Consider the following 23,614-nt stretch of genomic DNA (forward strand, 5'->3'; position numbering starts at 1 on the left):
TACTTCAGAAGGATGACGGTCGCGCGCGGTGGAAAGCCGTGGCGGACTGAAAGGCCACGCCAGCGCGCAGCAGGCGTGCCTCGTGGAAAGCGGGAGCTACCAGTTGCAGGGACATCGGCAATCCCTCCGGCGAAAGGCCGCAGGGCAGCGCCAGCGCACTCAGACCGTAGTAGCCGACGAAGCGCGTCAGGCGACTGGGCGCAAGATCGGCCTCGTCGATGGTGGCCAGTGGCCTTGCCGTGACAGGCAATGTGGGCAATACCAGCAGGTCGGTGTGCTCAAACACCCGGGCAAAGTCGCGGATGCGGCGCTGGCGTTCACGCAAAGCGGCGGCATAGCGCGGCGCAGCAATGGCCGCTCCGCTCAACAGCCGGGCACGCGCCGCAGCATCACCGGGCGGCGGCGAGCCTTGCAGAAGATGGCCATGCTCCGCGTAGGCCTCGCTGGAGATGATCACGCCAGACTCGACCTGATCGGCGACAAAATCGATGTGGGAGAAGGCCTCATCGCGGCGCAAGCAGCCCAGCGACATCAGAACGCCCACCGCATCATCGACCGCACGCTGGATCGCAGGCTCGACATGGCCAAGGATGTTCACCGGCGCCACACTGATGCGCAGGCCAGCGACGGGTTCTCGCAAACGAGAAAGAAAGTCCTCGGGCGCGCGTTGCAGCGTGGCAGGGTCATGCGGGTCAGGACCGTGCATGGCCTGCAGCAACAAGGCTGCATCTTCGGCCGTCCAGGCCATGGGGCCGACCGTGTCCAGGGTGTGGCTGACCAAGTCCACGCCGTGGTTGCTGACGCGGCCCTGTGTGGTCTTCAGGCCCGTGAGACCGCAGAAGGCCGATGGAATGCGCACCGAGCCACCGGTATCGGTTCCGATGGCACCTACCGCGAGGCCAGCGGACACCGCCACCCCAGAGCCACTGCTGGAGCCACCCACGCAGCGTTCGACGCTCGGGTCCCATGGGTTGACGGGCGAGCCCATGCCCTGGTTGGTGCCCCATCCCCCATAGGCGAACTCGACCAAGTTGGCCTTGCCCAACACCACAGCGCCCGCGCCCATCAGACGCGACGCCACGGTGGAGGTGACGGAGCTTGGTGCCCGATCCGCGAACACGGTGGACCCCGCGGTGGTACGGCGGCCTTCGACATGCAGCAGGTCCTTGAGAGCCAACGGGACCCCTTCCAACAGGCCCGTTGGCAGGCCGCTGGCCAGCCGCTGTTCACTGGCCCGCGCCTGCGCCAGCGCGGGCTCGGCGTACACCTCTACATAGGCGCGCAGGCGGTCGTTGCTCGCAGCGATCCGATCGAGGTAGGCACGCGTGACTTCCACCGGCGAGAGCGTGCCACGGCGGTAGGCCTGGCCCAGTTCGCCAGCCCCCAGACCCAAAACGTCGCTCATCACAGCACCCCTGTCACGATCTGCGGAAAGGCAATCATCAGGCCGACCAGCCCCAATTCCATGACGATGAAAGGAATCACGCCTCGGAATATCTCGCCCAGCTTCAGGCCAGGCACCGACCCCTGCACCACGAACACGTTGATGCCCACCGGCGGTGTGACCGCACCGATCTCCACCAGCTTGGTCACGAAGATACCGAACAGCACCGGATGAATACCTGCCGACTCGATGATCGGGAAGACAACCGGCATGGTGATGAAGATCATCGAAATGCCGTCGATCAGACAACCCAGAATCAGGTATGGAATGATGAGCAGCAGGAGCAGCACGGCCGGTGACAGGTTGAGGCCGGTCACCGCTTCGGCCAGCTGCGTGGGCAGTTGCGTGGTCCCCAGAGCCACACTGAAGACGGCCGAGGCAATCATCAGCAGAAAAATGGATGCGGTGCTGGAGCCGGTTTCCACCAGCCCCTTCCAGATGGATCCCTTCGGCCCCTTGCGAAACAGCGCGAACACCAGTGCCAGTGCAGCCCCGATACCCGCTGCCTCGGTGGCAGTGGCCACACCGGTGTAGATGCAGCCGATCACCACCAGGAAGAGCACCACCACCTCCCAGGCCGCGGCGGTGGAGCGAATGCGCTCGTTCCAGCTGGCCTTGGGGACACGCGTGCGTTTCACCAGCTCTGGGTCGCGACGAACCATGAACCAGATGCCAAAGGCGTACACGATGGCCGTGAGCACACCAGGAATCAGCGCCCCGATGAACAGGTCGCTCACCGAGACGTTGGTGGCGATGGAGTAGATCACCAGGATGCCACTGGGCGGGATGAGGATGCCCAGTGCCCCCGCAATGGCCACCGGGCCGGCGGCCAGCCGCTGGTTGTAGCCGGCGCGCAGCATCTCCGGCACAGTCACCTTGGAAATGGTCGCGGCCGTGGCCACGCTCGATCCGCACACAGTGGCAAAACCCGCGCAAGCAAACACGGTGGCAATGGGAAGACCGCCGGTGATGTGCCCGACCCACGATTTGGCCGCCTTGTAAGCCTTGTCCGAGAGCCCAGCCGAGAACGCGAAGTGCCCCATCAGGATGAACAGCGGGATCACGATCAGCGCCAGGTTGGCCACGCTCGAGTAGGGCAGGCTCTCCAGCAGGAATTCCGTGCCACGCACACCCCGGATGGCAAACAGGCCGGAGGCCCCGACGGCCAGCAGGCTCAGTGCCACGGGCACACCCAATGCCAGCAGCAGGATCACGCCTGCCACCATCAAGTAACCAATTTCCAGAGGGGTCATAGCGCTTCGCCTGTGTGATCCGGCGTGCCCTCATGGCCGCCATCGGGTCGGTATTGCGGCGTCGTCAAGGCGTCGATCAGGTCCATGAGAAACTGCACCGTCAACAGCAGAAGTCCCACGGCGACGACGATCTTGGCGGGCCAGATCGGGTATTCGATCACCGCGTAAGACTGCTCCAGGCTGCGGGTGGAATCGATGGCACCTCGCGCGGCGTACCAGGTGAACACGCCACACACCAGGCCCGACAGCGCGTACCGCAGCGCCCAGAGCCAGCGCGCGGCATCGCGGCTGATGAGCGTCTCCAGCACGCCAACGTGGAAGTGCTCCTTGCGCACCTGGGCCGCGCCCAGCGCCAGGAAAACAATGAGCACCAGCAGGAAAATGCCCGTCTCGGCCATGCCGTATACGGCTTCACCCAGAAAGCTTCGGGAGAACAGGTCGGGGACCACGGTGAGCATCATTACCGCGGTGCCCGCGCCGGCGATGGCGCCCAGGGCCAGGCTGAGGCGGCGTATTGCGCCTGAGAGGGTTGAAAACACGTGAGGTTCTCCGGGCTCTCGCGCCCTTTGGGGCGCGAGAGTCATGAAGGAAAAGAATCTACTTCTTGCTCAGACGATCGAAACCGGTCTCGTAGGGGTGTTTCGCTTCGTACTTGCGAACCAGCACGGTGAACTTGTCGACCAGTTCCTGCGGGTTCTTGTAACGCGGCCGCGCCATGTCAGCCCACTTCTTCTGCACCTCGGGACGGGCGACGTCCTGCCAGCGCTTGACCTCGGCATCGTCCAGCGGCACATAGGTCATTTTGGCGGTGCGCGCCTGCTCCACGGCCTTGTTCATCTCGCCTTCGTAGGCCGCGAAATACTTGCCCGGCACCTCGGCCGCCACCTCTTCCATCACCTTCTGCGTCGCGGCATCCAGCGATTTCCAGGTATCCAGGTTGATGGACCAGGTCACTGGCGTGTACACACCCATGCGGCCCGCGTTGGACGCATAAGGCGCCATGTCGTAGACCTTGGTGATGACCGCCTGGTTGAAAGGCGTTCCGCTCACGCCCTCGGCACCACCACGCTGCACCAACTCCAGCGCCTCCACCCAGGGAATGCTGATGGGCGTGCCGCCCAGGGCCTTGATGCCATCAGCCACGCCGATGATGGCGCGGATGCGAGAACCCTTGAGATCGGCGGCGGTACGGATCGGCTTGTTCGTCCACAACGAATTCTCACCCGAGGCCAGCGCCCACAAGAGCTTCTGGTTGTTGCGCTGGTACTCCTGCTGCAGCTCAGGCGTGGTGTCCATCAGCTCTTTGAAAGCGTAGGTCACCGCGATGGGGTTCTCGGAGATGAAGGGCATGACCACGCCCGTCAGGGGGAATTCACGCGGGTTGAAGGCCGCCGGCACGGCAGCACCGACGTCGGCTGCGCCTTTGGCCAGGCCGGTGCTCATCTCGGCCGTCTTGAGCAAAGTACCGCCGTAGTAGGGCTGGAAAGTGATCTTGCCCTGGGTCCGTTTGGTCACCTCCTCCATGAAATATTTCGCCGACATTTCATAGAACTCGCTGGAGCCGTAGAAAGTCGCGTAGGTGAGCTTGCGCGATTGCTGCGCGGAAGCGCCGATCGCGGTGAGGGCACAGGCGGCAATCAGCGCGCCCTTGAAGATTCGTCCGAAGGTATTCATGCAGGTCTTCTTCCAGGTCAGGGTTGCGGGAGGGGTGAAACGGAGAAATCAGTCGAACAGGTCAGGCTCGTTGCGCGCGACCGCGTCGTAAATCGGCTGAAAGTGCAACCAGGCCGCCATCGGCGTGGCCAAGTGCTTCGACGAATGCGCGGCGGCCTCGGGCGTGATGAGCTTGAGCGGGTGGCCGGTGGCTTCGGCCTTGAGCTGGATCTCGCAGGCGCGCTCCAGCGCGATGAACCACCAAGCGGCCTCGTCGACACTCTCGCGCCCCACGGTAAACAAGCCGTGGTTCTGGTGGATGACGGCTTTGTTGTTGCCGAATGCGGCTGCGACGGCCCGACCCGCTTCACGCTCCACCACCACGGCGCCAGCCTGTTCGGTGATCACCACATGGTCGTTGTAGAAGCCGGCCGCCGTCTGTGTGATGGGGTCCAGCGGACGGCCCAGCGCGGCCCAGGCCATGCCGTTGACCGTGTGCATGTGGCACGAAGCCAGTACGTGCGGGTGGTGCTTGTGGATAGCCGAGTGCAGCACGAAACCCGCCTGGTTGACGGCCCAGTTTCCTTCGAGAACGGTGCCATCGTGGTCCACCAGCAGCAGGTCGGATACGCGCACTCGGCCGAAGTCCATCGCGAACGGGTTGGTCCAGAAGCGGTCGGGAAACTCCGGATCGCGCACCGTCACGTGACCTGCAAAACCGTATTCGTAGCGGTAGCGTGCAAACACGCGACACACGGCGGCCAGGCGCTGCTTGCGGTGCACGCGCTCCTCTTCGATGGACTGAAAGACCGGAGGCCGCGGAAAGTACAGACCCTTCTGGGAGGGCTGGTAAACCGATGTCTTGCGGTCGGCGGAAGGAGGCGTCATGTCCATGCGAGAGGTCTTCGTTAGAAAGAGTGCGTCAATTGCGCACGATCGGGAACGACCGCGACCCGATGCGCAGCCAGTCGTTCACGTGGAAATAGAGGAAGCGCGCACCCCGCGCAATCCATTGTTCGGCATCGCCAGGCTTGACCATGGTCCCTACGGCTCGACCCGCTGCGCGGGTGCGTTGCAGGATGTCGTCCACCGCGGCCTGCACAGCCGGTACCGCGTAGTCACCCTGGTGTCCCATGCTGCGCGACAGGTCCACCGGGCCGATGAAATGCGCGTCGATGCCGTCGACGGCGAGAAAGTCGTCGAGATGAGCGTGCGCGGCGGCGCTTTCAATCTGCACCACGAACACCTTGTCGTCTGCGTTGTGGGGGTGGCAGTAGCGCAGCACGTCCAGCGCGGCGCGCGCCTGCGCGGCCGTGTCCAGGCGAGGCACGATCACACCGTCGATGCCGCGCAACAGCATGCGCTCTATCACCCAGGCCTCCGGGGAAAAGAGACGCACCAGCACGCACACGCCGCTCAGCCGTGCTGCGCGTGCCATGTCCTCGATGCGCTCGAAGTCTGGACTGCCTTGCTCGGCATCGAGCATCACCGCATCGACCCCCAGCTCGGGCCGGGAAAGAAACTCCACCAGACTCGCGTTCGCGTAGTCCGCGTTGATCACGGCCACCGGCCGGTCTTCACGCAAGGCCTGCTTGAATCGGTGCGCGGCCTTCATTCGCGCGCTCCCGACGGGGTGGTGACACCCAGCGCCTGCTCCAGCGCTCGCGCCTCACGCATGAGCAGCGCCACGATCGACGCGCGCCGCTCAGGCTGCATGCGGCTCGCGATGGTGGCGATGGACAGCGCGGCGGCGGGGCGCCCGGATGCGTCGTGCACGATGACGCCGATGGCGGCCATTTCAGGCAGCATCTTCCCGTCGTTGAGGGAGTGGCCCTGCTCACGTGTCTGACGCACCATGGCGCGCAGGCTCACCTGATCGAAATTGGCGTGCGGCGCGAGCTTCTCGCGGTTGCGTGCAATCACCTGCTCGACCTCCTCGTCGGGCAGCGCGGACAACAGGGCCAGGCTGCCCGCGCCCAACCCGAGTGGCCGGTAGTCGCCCACCTCCAACGTCAGTGTGCGGATCGGGAAGGACCCCGTCTGGCGTGCCACGCACAAGGCGCTGTCACCCGCACGCAGGGACAGATAGACCGTGTCGCCGGTTTCCTCGGCCAGCAAAGCCATGCCGGGCTGGGCGAGTTGCACCAGATCGAAGCGCGGAGCCGCAGCCAAGCCCATGCGGTAGAGCTTGAGGCCGGGAAAGAACAGGCGCGACTTCTCGTCGTAGTCCACCAACCCCAGCTTGCGCAGCCCGCTCAGCAAGCGATGCGCCGTGGGCTTGGACAACTGGGATTGCTCGGCCAACGCGCCCAGCGCAGCTCCGCGGGCGGCCTGATTCACCACATCCTCCAACAGGCCAATGGCCCTGTCCAGGCTCTGCGTAAGCGAAGCCTGGGTGCTGGCGGCGTCTTGATCGATGTCGGCGACTACGGGCATTTTGATTTCCTTTCATCTCATTAAATGAAATGAAAGTTTATTCGAACTGTTGGTCCGCACTATACATACCATTTAACGATATGTCATCATCATTAAATGAGATAAAGTGGTCGAGACCCAAAAACCCGTTCACCCCACCGAAGGAGCGCCCGTGCCCAACACCGCAAACACCCCTGTCCCTCCCCGCCTGGGCTGTGCCGTGCAGGAAACACGCCAGGCACTGGACCTCATCGAGCGCCTGAACCCCATCGTCAACGCCATGATCTGCACCACCGGCGAGCAGGCCATGCACGCTGCAGAGGCGTTGGACAGCGCTGCGGCAGCCGGCGAATGGCGTGGCCTGCTGCACGGCATGACGGTCAGCGTGAAGGACAACGTGGACGTGGCGGGTGTCCCCACCACCGCCGCGTCATCTCTGCTGCGTGACAACGTCGCGCGCAAGAATGCGTTCGTGGTTGACCGCCTGGTTCGCAACGGCGCGGTCATCGTGGGCAAGGCCAACCTGCACGAATGGGTGTTTGGCCCCACCAGCCAAAGCCTGCACTTCGGCCCCGTGCGCAACCCGTGGAACACCGACCACATCGCGGGAGGCTCCAGTGGTGGTTCGGGTGCTTCGGTGGCGGCGGGCATGTGCGTCGCTTCCATCGGCAGTGACACGGCCGGCTCCATCCGCCTGCCGGCGTCTTTCAATGGCGTGGCTGGCCTGCGTCCCACGGTGGGGCGCATCTCTACCACCGGTTCGCTGCCCGTGAGCCCGCCATTCGATACACTGGGCCCACTGGCGCGCCGTGTCAGCGACGTGGCACGCGTGTTCGCGTCCATCGCCGGGCACGACCCGAGTGACCCGATGTCGGCCGATGTACCTGTGCCCAATTTCCTGGCCCGGCTCAACGAGCCAGTGCGTGGCTTGCGCCTGGGCATACAGCGACGCTGGTTCTTCGAGGATCTTGATCCCGATATCGCCGCGGCCATGGAGCGCGCCATCGAAGTGTTCCGCTCGCTCGGCGTGGAGCTGGTGGACATCGATCTGGGTGATGTGCAGAACGCGCAACAGATGCTCACCTTCACCATGATTCCGGCCGACGCCATGCGTCTGCATCGAGACCGCATCGCCGAGCACGAGGCCGACTACGGAGCCGATGTACTCATGCGCATGCGCCTGGGCGAGAAAGTGAGCGGCGAACAGTACGCGCAGGCCATGCGCTGGATGGAGATCTGGCGCCACCGCCTGCGTGGCGTATTCCAGCACGTGGACGCCATCCTGTCGCCGACCACCCCGGCCACGGCACCGGCCTCACAGGGGTTGGATTTCGGGCAAGCGATCCGGCGCATCCCGCGCTTCAGTTGCGCGTGGCCCATCGCGGGCATTCCCAGCCTCGCGGTGCCATGCGGTGTCAGCGAGCAAGGCCTGCCCATGTCACTGGAACTGGCCGCGGGCTGGTTCAATGAGCCCACCATCCTGCAACTGGGGCACGCCTACCAGATGCTCACCGACCACCATCTGCGTGCAGCGCCCATTCTCCATGCTTGACGTAGGCTTCGATCCCACCCACCTCGGGCCACTGCGCGGACTGCGCGTGCTCGACCTCTCGCGCCTCGTCGCGGGCAACATGCTCTCGCTGCAACTCGCCGATTTCGGCGCCGAGGTGATCAAGGTGGAAGACCCCGATGGGGGAGACAGCCTGCGCCAGTGGCGCGAGCGCGGACCACAGCACCCCGAAGGCGTGGAAGTCTGGTGGAAGGTCTATGCGCGCAACAAGAAGAGCCTGGCCGTCGATCTGCGCAGCGAGGCGGGCCGAGCGGTGTTGCGCACCCTGGTGACAGGGGCTCAGGTACTGATCGAGAGTTTTCGCCCCGGCACACTGGAGAAAATGGGCTTCGCCCCCGACACCCTGCTGGCGCTGAATTCGAGGTTGGTCATCGTGCGGCTGACCGGCTGGGGACAGACCGGCCCATACCACCAGCAGCCCGGCTTCGGCAGCCTGGTGGAGGCCATGTCCGGGTTCGCGGCCAAGAACGGCGCACCAGAAGCCCCGCCCATGCTGCCCAACATGGCCCTGGCCGACATGGTGGCCGGTCTGTATGGTGCCTTCGCGGTATGCGCTGCGGTGCGCGAGGTGGAAACACAGGGCGGAGCCGGTCAGGTGGTGGACCTGTCATTGCTGGAACCCTTGCTCTCCATCATGGGTCCTGACGCCGCGGCCTATCACGTCAGCGGCCAGGTGCCCGCCCGCACAGGCAACAGAACTTCCATCACCGCGCCGCGCAACATCTACCGTACTCAGGACGGTGGCTGGGTGGCGCTGTCGGCGTCCACGCAGGGCATGGCCGAGCGGCTGTTGCGCGCCATCGATCGCGCGGACCTCATCGACGACCCGCGTTTCAGGACGAACGCGGACCGCCTCGCCCACGTCGATGCGTTGGATGCCGTCATTGGCGCCTTCATGGGCGCGCGCACGCTGGAGGACAACCTGGCCTTCTTCCGCGAGCGGGAGGTGACGGTAAGCCCGGTCTATCACATCGGGCAGATCGTGACCGACCCGCATGTGGTGGAACGCGGCGTCCTGGTGCGCACGCCGGATGCCGATGTGGGCTCGCTGCCGATGCACGCCGTCGTCCCGCGCCTGTCGGCCACGCCAGGCGGGCTGGCGCGGCCCGCTCCCCGCCTGGGCGAGCACTCACTGGCCCTGTTGCGCGCCGCTGGAATGAGCGAATCCGAACTGCAAGACCTGATCGCCAGGAAAGTCATTGCCTCATGAACCTTGAACAAGCCTTCTCTCTTCGCTCACAGCTTTTCGTACCGGCTCTGTCGGCGCGATTCATCGACAAGGCCCATGAGCGCGGTGCCGACGCCATCATCGTTGATCTGGAAGACGCCATTGCTCCGACCGCCAAGCGCGAAGCGCGCCAGGCGCTGCCCGACGTGGTGCGACGCATCACCGCACAAGGCGCTCCGGTGTTCGTGCGAATCAACAACGACCCAGCGCTGCTGCAAGAGGATCTGGAGGCCGCGCTGGCGACACCGCTGGCCGGCATCTTCCTGCCCAAGGCCGAAGACCCCGCGCAAGTGCACGCGGTGGCCGAGCGCACGCGCAAGGCCGGCACAGGCCTGGTTCTGCTGCTGGAAACGCCACCTGCGGTACTGCGCGCCGCTGAACTCACTGCCTGTGACCCTGAGACCGTGATCGGCGTGGTCTTTGGCAGCGAGGACTACGCCAACGCTCTGGGGGTGGTGCCGACCATCGAATCGATGTGGTACGCCGCGCACGCGGTGGCACTGGCCGCACGCGCCCATGGCCGCGCTGCCTGGGGCGTGGTCGGCAGCCTGGCCGAATTTGGCGACCTCGCGCTGCTGGGCAAGATGGCGAGCAGCGCGCGGTATGCTGGCTACACCGGCGCGCTGGCCATCCACCCGACACAGGTGCCCGTCCTGAACGAGGCCTTCGGCGCCAGCGCACAGGAACTCCACGAGGCGGCGGCCATCGTCGCGGCTTTTGAACAAGCCTTGAAGCAGGGGCTGGGTGCCGTGCAGCACCGAGGCCGCATGCTGGACAAACCGATCGTCGATCGCGCGCGGCGCCTGCTGGACCTGGCTCGGCGCCGCGCTGAGCGGTCCACGGCGTAGACCCGGGCATCGCGTCCAGGGCGGACAAACGCCCCACACCGTAGGGCAGCGCCGCCAGACACGGTCACGAAGCCAGATCGAATCGGTCCAGGTTCATCACCTTGGTCCAGGCCCGGGCAAAGTCCTCCACGAACTTGCCCTTGGCATCGTCCGACGCATACACCTCTGCAATCGCCCGCAGTTCCGAGTTGGAGCCGAACACCAGGTCGGCCCGCGTTCCCGTCCAGCGGACCTTGCCCGACGCGCGGTCGCGCCCCTCGTACACGCCTTCGGTGGCGGTGGGTCGCCATTCCACCCCCATGTCCAGCAGGTTCACGAAGAAGTCGTTGGTGAGCGTGCCGGGGGTGGCGGTGAACACGCCGTGCGGCGATTGGCCAACGTTGGCGTTCAGGGCGCGCAGACCACCCAGGAGCACCGTCATCTCCGGCGCGCTGAGCGTGAGCAGTTGCGCGCGGTCCAGCAACAGGGCCTCGGCCGGCACCTTGACACCCGCACGCAGGTAGTTGCGGAAGCCATCGGCGGCGGGCTCCATCACGGCAAAGGACTCGACGTCGGTCTGCGCCTGCGAGGCGTCGGTACGGCCGGGCGCGAAGGGCAGCTTCAGGTCGTGGCCCGCCTTGCGCGCCGCAGCCTCCACCGCGGCCGTGCCCGCCAGCACGATGAGGTCGGCCAGCGAGACTTTTTTGCGCCCGCCAGGTTGCGCAGCGTTGAAGGCCTTCTGGATGTCCTCCAGCTTGTGCAGCACCTGGGCCAGTTCGGCCGGCTGGTTCACGGCCCAGTCCTTTTGCGGCGCGAGGCGAATGCGCGCACCATTGGCGCCGCCGCGCATGTCCGATCCGCGGAAGGTGGAGGCCGAGGCCCAGGCCGTGGACACGAGCTGGGCCGTGGACAGGCCACTGGCCAGGACTTGGTCCTTGAGCGCCGCGATGTCCTGCGCATTCACCAGTTCGTGGTCCACCGCCGGCACCGGGTCCTGCCAGACCAGTTCCTCGGCCGGCACATCCGGACCCAGGTAGCGTGCGCGCGGTCCCATGTCGCGGTGGGTGAGCTTGAACCAGGCCCGGGCGAAGGCGTCGGCGAAGGCCTTGGGGTCCTTGTGGAAACGGCGTGCGATGGGTTCGTAGATGGGGTCGAAGCGCAGCGAAAGGTCGGCCGTGGTCATCATCGGGCGGTGCTTCTTCGACGGATCGTGCGCGTCGGGGATCATGTGCTCGTCCCGCACGTCCTTGGCCAGCCACTGGTGGGCGCCAGCCGGGCTCTTGACCAGTTCCCATTCGTAGCCAAAGAGCATGTCGAAGTAGCCGTTGTCCCAGGTCGTGGGGTTGGGCTTCCAGGCGCCTTCGATGCCGCTGGTGGTGGTGTCCACGCCTTTGCCGCTGCCCAGCCGGTTCTTCCAGCCCAGACCTTGCTCCTCGATAGGAGCAGCCTCGGGCTCCGCGCCCACCAGGGCCGGGTCACCGGCGCCGTGGGCCTTGCCAAAGGTGTGTCCACCGGCCACCAGGGCCACGGTCTCTTCATCGTTCATGGCCATGCGGGCGAAGGTTTCGCGCACGTCGCGGCCGGAGGCCACGGGGTCGGGCTTTCCATCCGGGCCCTCGGGGTTCACGTAGATCAGGCCCATCTGCACGGCAGCGAGCGGGTTCTCCAGTTGCCGCTCACCCGAGTAGCGGCTGTTGGCCTGGTCGCTGGTGGCCAGCCATTTCTGTTCGGCGCCCCAGTAGATGTCTTCCTCGGGCGACCAGATGTCTTCGCGCCCGCCACCGAAGCCGAAGGTCTTGAAGCCCATGGACTCCAGTGCGCAATTGCCGGCGAGGATCATCAGATCCGCCCAGGAAAGCTGGCGGCCGTACTTCTTCTTGATCGGCCAGAGCAGGCGGCGCGCCTTGTCCAGGTTGCCGTTGTCGGGCCAGCTGTTGAGCGGTGCGAAACGCTGGTTGCCGGTGCCTGCACCCCCGCGGCCGTCGGCCACGCGGTAGGTGCCTGCGCTGTGCCAGGCCATGCGGATGAACAGGCCGCCGTAGTGGCCCCAGTCGGCCGGCCACCAGTCCTGCGAGTCGGTCATCAACGCCACCAGGTCTTTTTTCACCGCGGCGAGGTCGAGCTTCTTGAATGCCTCGGCGTAGTTGAACTCGGCGCCCATGGGATTGGACTTTGCCGTGTGCTGGTGCAGGATCTTGAGGTTGAGCTGGTTGGGCCACCAGTCCTGGTTGGAACGCACACCGTTGGTGGCGCGGGCTCCGTGGGCGGCGGCAAAGGGGCACTTGGCTTCGGTTGTCATGGCTGCTGGCTCCTGGTCTTGTGTGGGAAGGCCCTCCAGTCTAAGTTGATGAAGACTATCGAAAGATAGTTTTTATTGATTGAAGCTATAGGAACAAAAGCCATGGACGAAAAAAAGCCCCGCAGCGCGGGGCCTTGGCCATGGACGGCGGCGTTCAGGCGGGTGCCAGGCGCTCCGTTCCCCCCAGGTAAGGGCGCAGCGCCTCGGGAACGGTCACGCTGCCGTCGGCGTTCTGGTAGTTCTCCAGCACCGCCACCAGGGCGCGCCCCACCGCCAGGCCGGAGCCGTTGAGCGTGTGCACGAACTCGTTCTTGCCTTGTGCATTCTTGAAACGCGCCTGCATGCGCCGCGCCTGGAAGGCTTCGCAGTTGGAGCAACTGGAGATTTCCCGGTAGGTGTTCTGAGCCGGCACCCAGACCTCGAGATCGTAGGTCTTGGCGGCGCCAAACCCCATGTCGCCGGTGCACAGCGTGATCACGCGGTAAGGCAGCCCCAGCTTCTGCAGGATGGCTTCCGCATGGCCCACCATCTGCTCCAGCGCTTCGTAGCTCTTCTCGGGGTGGGTGACCTGCACCATCTCGACCTTGTCGAACTGGTGCTGGCGGATCATGCCGCGCGTGTCGCGCCCGGCGCTGCCCGCCTCGGAACGGAAGCAGGGGCTGTGGGCCGTGAGGCGGATCGGCAGGTCGGCCTCGGCCAGCACGCGTTCGCGCACGGTGTTGGTGAGCGAGATCTCCGAGGTGGAGATCAGGTACTGCTCGGCGGCGGCCTCGTCGCCCGCGCCCTTGCCCCGGGTGACCCAGAACATGTCTTCCTTGAACTTGGGCAACTGGCCGGTGCCCTCCAGCACTTCGCGGTTGACGATGTAGGGCGTGTAGCACTCGGTGTACCCGTGCTCCTGCGTCTGCACGTCCAGCATGAACTGGGCGAGCGCGCGGTGAAGCCGGGCGATGGGACCGCGCATGAAGGTGAAGCGCGAGCCCGACAGCAGCGCGCCGGTCTCGAAGTCCAGCCCCAGCGGCGCGCCGACGTCCACATGGTCGCGCACCTCGAAATCAAAGGTGCGTGGCGTGCCCCAGCGGCGCACCTCCACATTGGCCGATTCGTCGCCACCGACCGGCACGCTGTCATGCGGCAGGTTGGGCACCGCCATCAGCAGGCCCTGCAGTTCGGACTGGATCACGTCCAGCCGCGCCGCCGAGGCCTCGAGTTCGGCTTTGGACGCGGCCACCTGGGCCATCACGGCGTCGGCGTTTTCCCCCTTGGCCTTGAGCTGTCCGATCTGCTTGGAGAGCGCATTGCGCTGGGCCTGCAGTTCCTCGGTACGGGTCTGCAACGCCTTGCGTTCGGTTTCGAGCGCCCGGAACGCCGGCACATCCAGGTAGGGCTGCGGCTGTCTGCGCGTTTCGAGCCGCGCGACGACCGCGTCGAGGTCTTTTCTCAGTTGAACGATGTCTAGCATGCGGAGATTGTAGTTTTGGGCCTCGCAGGCCCGGCTTCAGCGCAGGTGCGGCAGCGGCGCCTGGCCTTCGGTGTCGGTCTTGAGGCCTTTGGGCAAGGGAAACTTGACGGTCTCGGTGAGTCCGTCCATGGTGCGCACCGAGATCGCGCCCAGGGACTTGATGCGTTCGATCACCTGACGCACGAGGATCTCCGGTGCGGACGCGCCGGCGGTCAGGCCCACCCGGCGCTTGCCCTCGAACCATTCAGGCCGCAGCTCGTCGGCGTTGTCGACCATGTGGCTCGCCGTGCCCAGCTTGAGCGCCACCTCGCGCAGACGGTTGCTGTTCGAACTGGTGGGACTGCCCACCACGATCACCACGTCCACCTGCGGGCTGAGCATCTTCACCGCGTCCTGGCGGTTCTGCGTGGCATAGCAGATGTCCTGTTGCTTGGGCTCGCGCACCTGCGGAAAACGCGCCTTGACCGCAGTCAGGATCTGCGCCGCGTCGTCCACCGACAGCGTGGTCTGCGTGACCACGGCCAACAGTTGGGTCTGCAGGGGCGAGATGCGCGCCACATCCTCCACGTCCTCCACCAGGTGGATACCGCTGTCGAGCTGACCCATGGTGCCCTCGACCTCGGGGTGGCCCTTGTGGCCGATCATGATGAACTCATAACCTTCGCGGTGCAGCTTGGCCACCTCCACGTGCACCTTGGTCACCAGCGGGCAGGTCGCGTCGAACACATGGAAGCCGCGATCGCGCGCCTCCTGCTCCACCGCCTTGCTCACGCCATGGGCGGAAAACACCAGCGTGGCGCCGGGCGGCACTTCGGCGAGATCTTCGATGAAGATCGCGCCCTTGGACTTGAGTTCGTTGACCACATAGGTGTTGTGCACGATCTCGTGGCGCACGTAGATCGGCCGGCCGAACTTGGCCAGCGCACGCTCCACGATCTCGATCGCGCGATCGACGCCGGCGCAGAACCCGCGCGGTTCGGCCAGCAGGATTTCCTGGGCATCGGCCATGTCACAGCACTCCGATCAGTTGAACCTCGAACCGCACCGGCTGGCCCGCCAGCGGGTGGTTGAAGTCGAAGAGCACCGCGCCATCCTCGCGCACCTGCAGCGCCGCGCCCGCGTAGGTGCCCATGCCATCAGGGGTGGGGAATTGCACCACGTCGCCGACCGCGTACCGCTCGTGCGGATCGCCCAACTCGTTCAGCAGCTTGCGCGCCACCCACTGGACCATATCGGGTTGGCGTTCACCAAAGGCCTCGCCCGCGGCCAGTTCGATCACGGTGCGCGCGCCCTCCTCCAGCCCCAGCAGGCGCTGCTCGATGGCGGGCGACAGCTCCCCCATGCCCAGGCTGAGCGTGGCCGGCTGGCCATCGAAGGTGTCGATGATCACCTGCCCCTGGGGTCCGGACATCCGGTAGTGCAGGGTAAGGAAGGAGCCTTCTTGGACGTGGGGCATGGGTGGGGGGGTAGTGGCAAAGGCCCTATTGTAAAAAGCGGGCTCAACCAGGGAGAACAAGCGATGGAAGGCCTTCATGCCACCGGGCTCAAGAGCCTGCCCAGCGACACACGTCCGCGCGAGAAACTGCTGGCGCGCGGGCCATCCGCCCTCAGCGACGCCGAGCTGCTGGCGCTGCTGTTGCGCACCGGCATCCAGGGCAAACACGTGATTCAGCTTGCCCAGGAACTGCTGGACCGCTTTGGCGGCATGGCTGGGCTGCTGCACACCGGCGCGGAAGCGCTGCGCCAGATCAAGGGCCTGGGTCCGGCCAAGCGGGCGGAGGTGGTGGCGGTGCTCGAACTGGCCCGCCGCGCGCTGGCCCACCGCCTGCGCGAAAACCCGGTCTTCGACAGCCCGCAGGCCGTGCGCGACTACCTGCAATTGCAGCTGGGGGCCCGTGCGCACGAGGTGTTCGCGGTCATGTTCCTGGACAACCAGAACCGGCTGATCGCTCTGGAGGAACTCTTCCGGGGCACCCTCACGCAGACCAGCGTATACCCGCGCGAGGTCGTTCTGCGCGCCCTGCACCACCACAGCGCCGCCGTGGTGCTGGCCCACAACCACCCCAGCGGCGTGGCCCGCCCCTCGCGCGCGGACGAGGCCATCACGCAGACTCTCAAGGCGGCCCTGGCTTTGGTGGATGTGCGCGTGCTGGACCATTTCATCGTCACCAGCGAACGTGCGGCGTCGATGGCGGAGATGGGGCTGGTGTGACCTTTCAGGTCGGGAGGTCGCCGGCCACGGGCGACAATCCCACCATGAAAGTCCGTTCGCTGGCCGACCTCCAAGCCATCCGGCGCGCCCTGGCCGACCGGGCGGCCGCCGAGGCCGTGCAACGCGACCTGCTGCGCCAGGCGCAGGCACAAAAAGAGGCGGAGCAGCAGCTTTTCCAGCGCAGCGTCGGGCCGGTGCGCGCGCTCCCCGGGCGCAACCGTATCGAACCCTACCGCCGGCCTGTCCCGCCCCTGCCCGTGCAGCGCCAGCGCGACGAGGCCGCGGTAATGCAAGAAGCGCTTTCGGACGAATTCGACGTCGAGACGCTCTTGCACACCGATGAGCTGCTGAGCTTCCGCCGACCGGGCCTGGGGCCGGCGATCGTGCGCAAGCTGCGCGAGGGCAGTTGGAGCATTCAGCGTCAGGTGGACCTGCATGGCCTTCGCACCGACGAGGCCCGCGAGGCACTGGGCCGTTTCATCCGCGAGGCGCATCAGGCCGGGCTGCGCTGCGTGCGTGTGGTGCACGGCAAGGGCCTGGGCTCGCCCGGGCGCACCCCGGTGCTCAAGCAGCGTGTGCTGCGCTGGCTGGTGCAGAAAAAGGAAGTGATGGCCTTCGTGCAGGCCCGGCCCGCCGAGGGCGGCGCCGGAGCGCTGGTGGTGCTGCTGCAACCGGGCTAAGCCCGAACCGGATGAACCGGAAAGCGGTGCTCGGGCAGACCCGGCACATCGACATCCACCGCGAGCACGCCGCCGGCCAGGGGCTCGGCGCGCAACTGGGTGCGGCTGAGGAACTTGCGGGCGGTCGTGATGTAGAGCGTGCGCAGGTCAGGGCCACCCAAGCAGACGCAAGTGGGGTTGCTCACCGGCAGTTCGATCACGCGGTCCACGGCACCCGAGGGCGTGAACCGCACCACGCGCCCGCCAGCGAAGATCGCATTCCACACATGGCCTTGCGCGTCCACGCAGGCGCCATCAGGCCGGTCCTGAGCCGCCCGGTGGTCCACGAACATGCGCTGGTTGGACAAGTTGCCGCTTGCCGGATCGAGGTCGAACTGCCAGGTCTGGTAGCGCCGCGTATCGGAGAAATACAGCCGGTCCTGCGCGGGCGAGATGGCGATGGTGTTGGAGACGATCACGTCCTGCAGCAGGCGTTGGACCCGGCCGTCTGGGTCCACCCGGTAGAAGGCGCCGTTGGGACGGTGGAGCTGGTTGTCCATGGTGCCGACCCAGAAACGCCCCGCCGCATCGCAGCGCCCATCGTTGAGGCGGTTGTCCACCTCGGCCGGTTCCACCTGGCAGAGCAGGTGCAGCGCGCCGCTGCCCATGTCGAATACATGCAGGCCCAGGTCCAACGCGACAAGCACGCGCCCGGGGTCGGACGTCAGGGCGAGCGAGCCCACGTAGCGGGCATCGAAGGTGAAGACGTCGTGCCGGCCGGAAGCGGGATGCCACCGCTGAAGCCGGCCGCCGTCGATGTCCAGCCAGAGCAGCGACTGGGTCTGTCCGCACCACAGCGGCGTCTCGCCAAGGATGTCCTGCCCCGGCAGGACGCAGCGCACATCGTCCGGCCGGCTCATCGGCGCGCTCCACGGCTGCCCGCGGGCCGGTCGGCCACGTTGCCCCAGGTCCCGACGTTGGCGGCCTTCAACAGTGGCGAGGCGTTCGATGCCAGCGCCAGTTCCTCCGCCGCACGCAGCAGGGCGGGACCCAACTGCAGCATGCGCTTGTGGCTCAGGCGCAGCGTGGGACCCGCGATCACCAGCACACCCGTGGTGGGTTCGTCACCGCGGCGCACGGGCGCAGCCATGGAACTCATGCCCACCGCGTAGGTGTCCTGGATGACGCTGAACCCGCGCTTGCGGTGCTCGTCCAGCATCTTGAGCAGCGCACGCACGCTGGTGGGCGCATTGGGGCCGTAGTCCTTGGGGCTGCCCAGCCCCTGGCGGGTCACGTACTCGATGGCCACGTCTTCGGGCAGGGTCATGAGCCAGGCATGTCCGGCCGCGCTGCAGGACAGTCGCAGGTCCACCCCGGTGTCGGGGTCGTAGAGCAACCCGGACTTGGCGCCCTGCGCCTTGGCCATGAGCGTGAGGCGCTCACCATCCACCACCGCAAGGCGCACCAGTTCCTCGGTGTGTACCGCCAGGCGGTTGATCACCGGCTGCGCGATGTCCACCACGCCGGACTTGCTGAGAAAGCTCAAGCCCATGGACGCCATCTTGGTGGTCAGCGCGTACTCGCCGCGCACAGGCAACTGCCGCACATAGCCGTACTTGATCAGCTCCTGGAGGGTGCGGTGGCAACCGCTGCGCAACTGGTTGAGGTCGGTGGAGATCTGGGCCAGGCTGACCCCATCGGGAAATTCCGTCAGGTACTCCAGGATGGCCAGGGATTTTTCGAGGGCGCCGCTCATGCTGCTCCAGGTCGTAGGGCTTTCAATTTTTGAATGTTATCGTTTTGTTGAAAGCCTTTCAACTTTGTGGCAGCATGGCGGCCCCGAATCCAGGTGGCCACGCAGGCCACCTTTCACGAAGACAAGAAAGGTTTGCAGGCGATGTCGCTGTTGGGTAAGGCCGCACTGGCCATGTGGTGGGATATGGCGGGCGACATGCGCACCGAGTTCGAGGACTGGCACACGCACGAGCACTTCCCGGAGCGCCTGTCGATCCCGGGCTTCCGGCGCGCCACGCGCTGGGCCAGCGCCGAGGGCGGCGAGGGCATCTTCCAGATGTACGAGCTCGACGCCCATGAGGTGGTGCAGTCCGCTGCCTATCTGGAGCGCCTCAACTCGCCCACGCCTTGGTCCACGCGCATGATGCCGCACCACCGCAACATGGTGCGCAGCCAGTGCCGCGTGCTGGCCACATCGGGCGGCAGCGTGGCGCGGCATGCGCTGACCATCCGGCTTTCGCCCCAGGCCGGTGCCGACCAGCGGCTGCAGTCCTCGCTGACGCCGCAACTCGCAGCCATTGCCATGCAGCGCGGCTGCGTGGGCGCACACCTGCTGCGTCATGAGAAGCCCCCCATTGCGCAGACCCGCGAGCAGAAGATTCGCGGCGGTGACCGCGAGGCCGACTGGGTGTTGACCGCCATGGGCTACGACCTGGAGGCTTTGCGCGCGCTGCGTGCCGAAGCACTCTCCCCCCGGTCCCTCGCCGGCATGGGAGCCGAGGACACGTCCGAGAGCGCGCTGTACACCCTCTGCCACAGCGCCACGCCCACGGACACGGCCATCCAGCCAGACTGAAGCGCCTTGTGAACGAGCACCCATGAAAGCCGTCGCCAAACTCAAGCCCGAACCCGGCGCCATGGCGCTGATCGACCTCCCGGAGCCGGTGCGAAAGCCCGGCGAGGTGCTGATCCGCATCGCCGCTGGAGGCATCTGCGGCACCGACGTGGCGATCTGGAAATGGCACGAGGCGGTGGTGGGTCAGTACGCGCCGTCCTTTCCCCTGATCGTCGGCCACGAGTTCGCCGGCACGGTGGTCGAGACGGACAGCGCGCGTGCGCCTCTGGGCGCCGTGGTCGCGGTGAATCCTCAGATCGCCTGTGGCCACTGCCGCTATTGCGGCCTGGGCCGGCCCACGCTGTGCGACGACCGCCGCCTGATGGGCGGGCGCATCAACGGCGGCTGGACCGAATACGTCAGCGTACCGGCATGGAATGTGTTTGCCTTGCCAACGGACATGGACCCCGCGGTCGCGCCTCTGCTGGAGCCGCTCTCGGTGGCCACGCACGCGGTGCTGGAGCGCGTACCCGTGCGCACCGGCGACGTGGTGGCGGTCATCGGCGCGGGACCCATCGGCATCCTGTGCGCCATCCTTTCGCTCGCGGCAGGCGCACGCGAAGTGCTGGTCACGGGCGTCACGGCCGACGAAGGCCGGCTGCGCATGGCGCGCGACCTGGGCGCGGTCACCGTGAACGTGGAGGCACAGGATCCGTTGCTTTCCCTGCGTGCGCTGCAGGCCGACGGAGCGGACATCGTCTACGAGACCAGCGGCGTTGCGGCCACGCTGGAACAGGCCATCGCCATGACCCGCCGCGGCGGCAGCGTGGGCCTGATCGGGCTGTGCCAGGGCGCCAGCACCCTCAAGAGCACACCTGTGGTGCTGAAAGAGCTTGCCCTGGTCGGCTCGCGCGGCTACAACGAAACCACTTGGGCGCTGACCATGACGGTGCTACCCCGCGTGGCAAAGGACGTGATGCGCCTGGTGACGCATCAGGTCGCCTACAAGGATTTCGAGCAGGCACTGCAGCTCGTCGAGCGTCGGGAAGGCAGCAAGATCGTGCTGCGCCCGTGACGGCAAACCGGTTTCATCACGGCCTCTGGCCCATTCAACCAAGCAGAAGGAGACACACCATGAAACTTCGTCAGTTGTTGCTGGCGGCCACGCTGGCCGCCGTAGGCATGAGTGCCGCGCAAGCGCAGATCCAGGAACGCACGCTGCGCTTCGGGCACGTGGTGCAGCAGGGCCACCCCATCTCGCTGGGTGTGCAGAAGTTCGGCGAGATCGTCGCGGCCAAGAGCGGCGGCAAGATCAAGGTACAGGAACTCGGTGGCGGCACCGTGGGCGGCGAGGCCCAGCAGCTCAGCGCGGTGCAGGGCGGCGTGCAGGACATCACCCTGCCCTCGGCCACCATCATGGGCGGCGTGATCAAGGAGTACACGCTGCTGGACATCCCGTTCTCATTCACCAAGGCCGAACAGGTGGACGCACTGGTGGCCGGGCCTTTCGGGCAGGCCCTCTCGGCCAAACTCGGCGAAAAAGGCCTGGTGGCCCTGGGCTTCTGGGAAACCGGTTTCCGCAACTTCACCAACAGCCGCAAACCCATCGTCAACGTGGAAGACCTCAAGGGCTTGCGCCTGCGCGTGATTCCCAACCCGCTGTTCCTCGAAGCGTTCGGCGCACTGGGCACCAACCCTGTGCCCATGGCCTTCCCCGAGCTGTACGGCGCCCTGGAGTCCAAGGCCATGGACGCGCAGGAAAACCCCTTCGCCGTGGTGCTGACCAGCAAGTTCTACGAGGTGCAGAAGTACCTCAGCGTGACCAACCACGTCTACACCGCCAACCCGGTGGTCATCAGCAAGCGCACCTGGGACAAGCTGTCTCCGGCCGAGCAGAAGATCATCCAGGAAGCTGCCGTCGAGGCGGGCAACTTCCAGAAAACCCTGAGCCGTGAAGCCGCCGGCAAGGCGCGCAAGGAACTGGAGGCCAAGGGCATGCAGATCAACGACGTGCCGGCCGCGACGCTGGACAAGATGCGCGAGCTCACCAAGCCCGTGGCCGACAAGTTCGCCGCGTCCTACGATCAGGCGATCGTGAACATCTACCGCACGGAAATCGAAAAGGTCCGGGCCGGCATCAAGTAAGCCCGAGTGGGCTGGCGGGTCCGCCCGCCGGCCCCTGACCGGAAGTCGGACATGCTGCAAAAATTGCTCGATGGCATCTGCACGGTGCTCTCTGCCCTGGCCGTTCTCTGCCTGGCCCTGATGGTGGTCATGGTCTTCGGCAACGTCGTGTTGCGCTATGGCTTCAACTCTTCCATCCTGGTGTCGGAAGAACTTTCACGCTGGCTCTTCGTCTGGATGACGTTCCTGGGCGCGGTTGTGGCGGTGCGCAAACGCCTGCACCTGGGCACGGAAATGCTGGTGGCGCGCCTGCCAGCGCTGGGCAGAAAGATCTGCCTCGTGCTGACACACCTGATCATGATCTATCTGTGCTGGCTCATGCTCGACGGCGCCTGGCAACAGACCCTCATCAACCTGGGCAGTACCAGTGCGGTGATGCAGGTTTCCATGGCCTGGTTCTTCTCTGCCGGCGTGCTGTTTGCCGTCTTGTGCATCGTCATCCTGCTGGAGTCGCTCTGGCGCCTGTTCACCGGCCGCATGACCGAAGCCGAACTGGCGGGGCTGTCGGCTTCCGAAGAAGCCTCCGACGGCGTCGTGCCGAACACCGGGAGCCCGCGATGATCATTTCCATCTTCCTCGGCACGCTGCTGGGCACCATGGCGCTGGGTGTGCCGATCGCGTTCGCGCTGCTGGCCTGTGGTGCCGCGCTGATGTGGCACATGGACATGTTCGACGCGCAGATCCTGGCGCAGAACACCATCGAGGGTGCCAACAGTTTTCCGTTGCTCGCGGTGCCTTTCTTCATGCTGGCAGGCGAAGTCATGAACGCGGGCGGCCTCTCGCGCCGCATCGTGAACTTTGCGATGACGCTCGTCGGCCACGTCAAAGGTGGACTGGGCTACGTGGGCATCATGGCCGCCGTGATCATGGCGTCGCTCTCCGGCTCGGCGGTGGCCGATGCCGCCGCACTCGCAGCTCTGCTGCTGCCCATGATGAAACGCGCCGGCTACGACCCTGCGCGGTCGGCCGGCCTGCTGTCTTCGGCCAGCATCATCGCGCCCATCATCCCGCCTTCCATCGGCTTCGTGATTTTTGGCGTCGCGGCCAATGTCTCCATCTCCAAGCTCTTTCTGGCCGGCATTGCCCCCGGCATCATGCTGGGCGCTGCCCTGTGGTTCACCTGGTGGTGGCTGGTGCGCAAGGACAAGCTGGAAGCCCCGCCGCGCGCCAGTCGCGCGGAGGTCTTCGCCGCCTTCAAGGACGCCACCTTTGCACTGGTGTTGCCGGTCATCGTCGTCGTAGGGCTGAAGTTCGGTGTCTTCACACCGACCGAAGCGGCGGTGGTGGCGGCGGTGTACGCGCTGTTCATCTCCCTCGTGGTCTACCGTGAACTCAAGCTGTCCCAGCTCTACGGCCTTTTCCTCGCTGCCGCGCAGACCACCGCAGTGATCATGTTCCTGGTGGCCGCGGCCATGGTTTCGGCCTGGATGATCACGGTGGCCAACCTGCCAGCGGAGATCGTGAGCCTGCTGCAGCCGCTGCTGGACAACCCCACGCTGCTGATGTTTGCCATCATGGTCCTGGTCATGCTGGTGGGGACCGCGATGGACATGGCCCCCACCATCCTGATCCTCACTCCCGTGCTCATGCCCATCGTCAAGGCCGCCGGCATCGACCCGGTGTACTTCGGGGTGCTGTTCATGATCAACAACGCCATCGGCCTGATCACGCCCCCCGTGGGCACGGTGCTCAGCACGGTGGCGGGGGTGGGCAAGATCAGCATGGACCAGGTCACGCGCGGCGTGCTGCCCTTCATGATCGCCCAGTTCGGCGTGTTGTTCCTGCTGGTGCTGTTCCCCTCGCTGGTCACGGTGCCCGCAAGGTGGCTGCATGGCTGAG

At 65.9% G+C, this 23,614-nt stretch carries 23 protein-coding genes; 10 read left to right on the forward strand and 13 right to left on the reverse strand.

Going from position 1 to position 23,614, the window contains the following annotated elements:
- Positions 1 to 4: 4 nt before the first annotated feature.
- From KIT53_RS12570 to KIT53_RS12600, 7 genes are read right to left on the reverse strand one after another with little or no spacing between them, the layout of a single operon-like run.
- Positions 5 to 1,405, reverse strand: a complete 1,401-nt coding sequence (locus KIT53_RS12570; RefSeq protein ID WP_297752886.1) for an amidase — start codon at positions 1,403 to 1,405, stop codon at positions 5 to 7.
- Positions 1,405 to 2,697, reverse strand: coding sequence for a TRAP transporter large permease (locus KIT53_RS12575; protein ID WP_297752888.1), 1,293 nt, complete (start codon positions 2,695 to 2,697; stop codon positions 1,405 to 1,407). Before KIT53_RS12575 ends, KIT53_RS12570 begins: the two co-directional genes overlap by 1 nt.
- On the reverse strand, positions 2,694 to 3,236 hold the full coding sequence (locus KIT53_RS12580) for a TRAP transporter small permease (RefSeq protein ID WP_297752890.1): 543 nt from the start codon (positions 3,234 to 3,236) through the stop codon (positions 2,694 to 2,696). The genes KIT53_RS12575 and KIT53_RS12580 overlap by 4 nt, the downstream gene beginning before the upstream one ends.
- Positions 3,237 to 3,294: 58 nt before the next feature.
- Positions 3,295 to 4,371, reverse strand: coding sequence for a TRAP transporter substrate-binding protein DctP (dctP, locus tag KIT53_RS12585; protein ID WP_297752891.1), 1,077 nt, complete (start codon positions 4,369 to 4,371; stop codon positions 3,295 to 3,297).
- A gap of 48 nt (positions 4,372 to 4,419) precedes the next feature.
- Positions 4,420 to 5,244, reverse strand: a complete 825-nt coding sequence (locus tag KIT53_RS12590) for a class II aldolase/adducin family protein (RefSeq protein WP_297752893.1) — start codon at positions 5,242 to 5,244, stop codon at positions 4,420 to 4,422.
- A gap of 28 nt (positions 5,245 to 5,272) precedes the next feature.
- Entirely contained in the window at positions 5,273 to 5,965 is a 693-nt protein-coding gene (locus KIT53_RS12595) for an aldolase/citrate lyase family protein (protein WP_297752895.1), read from the reverse strand.
- A complete protein-coding gene (locus tag KIT53_RS12600) occupies positions 5,962 to 6,786 on the reverse strand; it encodes an IclR family transcriptional regulator (protein WP_297752897.1) in 825 nt (274 codons plus the stop codon). Before KIT53_RS12600 ends, KIT53_RS12595 begins: the two co-directional genes overlap by 4 nt.
- 151 nt (positions 6,787 to 6,937) lie before the next feature.
- Between KIT53_RS12600 and KIT53_RS12605 the strand changes: the two genes are divergently transcribed.
- Genes KIT53_RS12605 through KIT53_RS12615 form a run of 3 tightly spaced genes read left to right on the forward strand, consistent with a single transcriptional unit; the run spans position 6,938 to position 10,411 of the window.
- The gene (locus KIT53_RS12605) at positions 6,938 to 8,317 is read left to right on the forward strand and encodes an amidase (RefSeq protein ID WP_297752899.1); all 1,380 of its coding nucleotides are present in this window, start codon (positions 6,938 to 6,940) and stop codon (positions 8,315 to 8,317) included.
- Positions 8,310 to 9,545, forward strand: a complete 1,236-nt coding sequence (locus tag KIT53_RS12610) for a CoA transferase (protein WP_297752901.1) — start codon at positions 8,310 to 8,312, stop codon at positions 9,543 to 9,545. The genes KIT53_RS12605 and KIT53_RS12610 overlap by 8 nt, the downstream gene beginning before the upstream one ends.
- Complete coding sequence (locus KIT53_RS12615) at positions 9,542 to 10,411, forward strand: aldolase/citrate lyase family protein (protein WP_297752903.1); 870 nt, start codon at positions 9,542 to 9,544, stop codon at positions 10,409 to 10,411. Before KIT53_RS12610 ends, KIT53_RS12615 begins: the two co-directional genes overlap by 4 nt.
- Positions 10,412 to 10,475: 64 nt before the next feature.
- Here the strand turns inward: KIT53_RS12615 and katG are convergent, their stop codons facing one another.
- The 4 genes from katG to KIT53_RS12635 form a co-directional block, all read right to left on the reverse strand.
- Positions 10,476 to 12,689 (reverse strand): catalase/peroxidase HPI, encoded by a 2,214-nt coding sequence (gene katG, locus KIT53_RS12620; protein ID WP_297752905.1) that lies wholly within the window; start codon positions 12,687 to 12,689, stop codon positions 10,476 to 10,478.
- A gap of 154 nt (positions 12,690 to 12,843) precedes the next feature.
- Positions 12,844 to 14,151, reverse strand: coding sequence for a serine--tRNA ligase (gene serS, locus KIT53_RS12625; RefSeq protein WP_297752907.1), 1,308 nt, complete (start codon positions 14,149 to 14,151; stop codon positions 12,844 to 12,846).
- 36 nt (positions 14,152 to 14,187) lie between these two features.
- The gene (ispH, locus tag KIT53_RS12630) at positions 14,188 to 15,159 is read right to left on the reverse strand and encodes a 4-hydroxy-3-methylbut-2-enyl diphosphate reductase (RefSeq protein WP_297752909.1); all 972 of its coding nucleotides are present in this window, start codon (positions 15,157 to 15,159) and stop codon (positions 14,188 to 14,190) included.
- A gap of 1 nt (position 15,160) precedes the next feature.
- Complete coding sequence (locus tag KIT53_RS12635; protein ID WP_297752911.1) at positions 15,161 to 15,607, reverse strand: FKBP-type peptidyl-prolyl cis-trans isomerase; 447 nt, start codon at positions 15,605 to 15,607, stop codon at positions 15,161 to 15,163.
- A 63-nt stretch (positions 15,608 to 15,670) separates the two neighbouring features.
- Here KIT53_RS12635 and radC point away from each other — a divergent pair, with 63 nt between their 5' ends.
- Entirely contained in the window at positions 15,671 to 16,363 is a 693-nt protein-coding gene (radC, locus tag KIT53_RS12640; protein ID WP_297752913.1) for a DNA repair protein RadC, read from the forward strand.
- Positions 16,364 to 16,407: 44 nt separating this feature from the next.
- A complete protein-coding gene (locus tag KIT53_RS12645; RefSeq protein WP_297752915.1) occupies positions 16,408 to 17,043 on the forward strand; it encodes a Smr/MutS family protein in 636 nt (211 codons plus the stop codon).
- Here KIT53_RS12645 and KIT53_RS12650 read toward each other — a convergent pair.
- Entirely contained in the window at positions 17,040 to 17,942 is a 903-nt protein-coding gene (locus KIT53_RS12650) for an SMP-30/gluconolactonase/LRE family protein (RefSeq protein WP_297752917.1), read from the reverse strand. The genes KIT53_RS12645 and KIT53_RS12650 overlap by 4 nt on opposite strands.
- Positions 17,939 to 18,778, reverse strand: a complete 840-nt coding sequence (locus KIT53_RS12655) for an IclR family transcriptional regulator (RefSeq protein ID WP_297752919.1) — start codon at positions 18,776 to 18,778, stop codon at positions 17,939 to 17,941. The genes KIT53_RS12650 and KIT53_RS12655 overlap by 4 nt, the downstream gene beginning before the upstream one ends.
- Before the next feature lie 141 nt (positions 18,779 to 18,919).
- Between KIT53_RS12655 and KIT53_RS12660 the strand changes: the two genes are divergently transcribed.
- From KIT53_RS12660 to KIT53_RS12680, 5 genes are read left to right on the forward strand one after another with little or no spacing between them, the layout of a single operon-like run.
- Positions 18,920 to 19,612: a hypothetical protein gene (locus KIT53_RS12660; protein ID WP_297752921.1), complete on the forward strand. Its 693-nt coding sequence runs from the start codon at positions 18,920 to 18,922 to the stop codon at positions 19,610 to 19,612.
- 22 nt (positions 19,613 to 19,634) lie between these two features.
- Positions 19,635 to 20,666, forward strand: a complete 1,032-nt coding sequence (locus tag KIT53_RS12665) for an alcohol dehydrogenase catalytic domain-containing protein (RefSeq protein ID WP_297752923.1) — start codon at positions 19,635 to 19,637, stop codon at positions 20,664 to 20,666.
- A gap of 59 nt (positions 20,667 to 20,725) precedes the next feature.
- On the forward strand, positions 20,726 to 21,736 hold the full coding sequence (locus KIT53_RS12670; RefSeq protein WP_297752926.1) for a TRAP transporter substrate-binding protein: 1,011 nt from the start codon (positions 20,726 to 20,728) through the stop codon (positions 21,734 to 21,736).
- A 51-nt stretch (positions 21,737 to 21,787) separates the two neighbouring features.
- Positions 21,788 to 22,336 carry a TRAP transporter small permease gene (locus tag KIT53_RS12675; protein WP_297752928.1) on the forward strand — a complete coding sequence of 183 codons (549 nt, stop codon included), beginning with the start codon at positions 21,788 to 21,790 and terminating at the stop codon, positions 22,334 to 22,336.
- A complete protein-coding gene (locus KIT53_RS12680; RefSeq protein ID WP_297752930.1) occupies positions 22,333 to 23,613 on the forward strand; it encodes a TRAP transporter large permease subunit in 1,281 nt (426 codons plus the stop codon). Before KIT53_RS12675 ends, KIT53_RS12680 begins: the two co-directional genes overlap by 4 nt.
- The last annotated feature ends 1 nt before the right edge of the window (position 23,614 follow it).

Source organism: Hydrogenophaga sp., assembly GCF_026125785.1.
In the GTDB taxonomy this organism is placed as follows: Bacteria; Pseudomonadota; Gammaproteobacteria; order Burkholderiales; family Burkholderiaceae_C; genus Hydrogenophaga.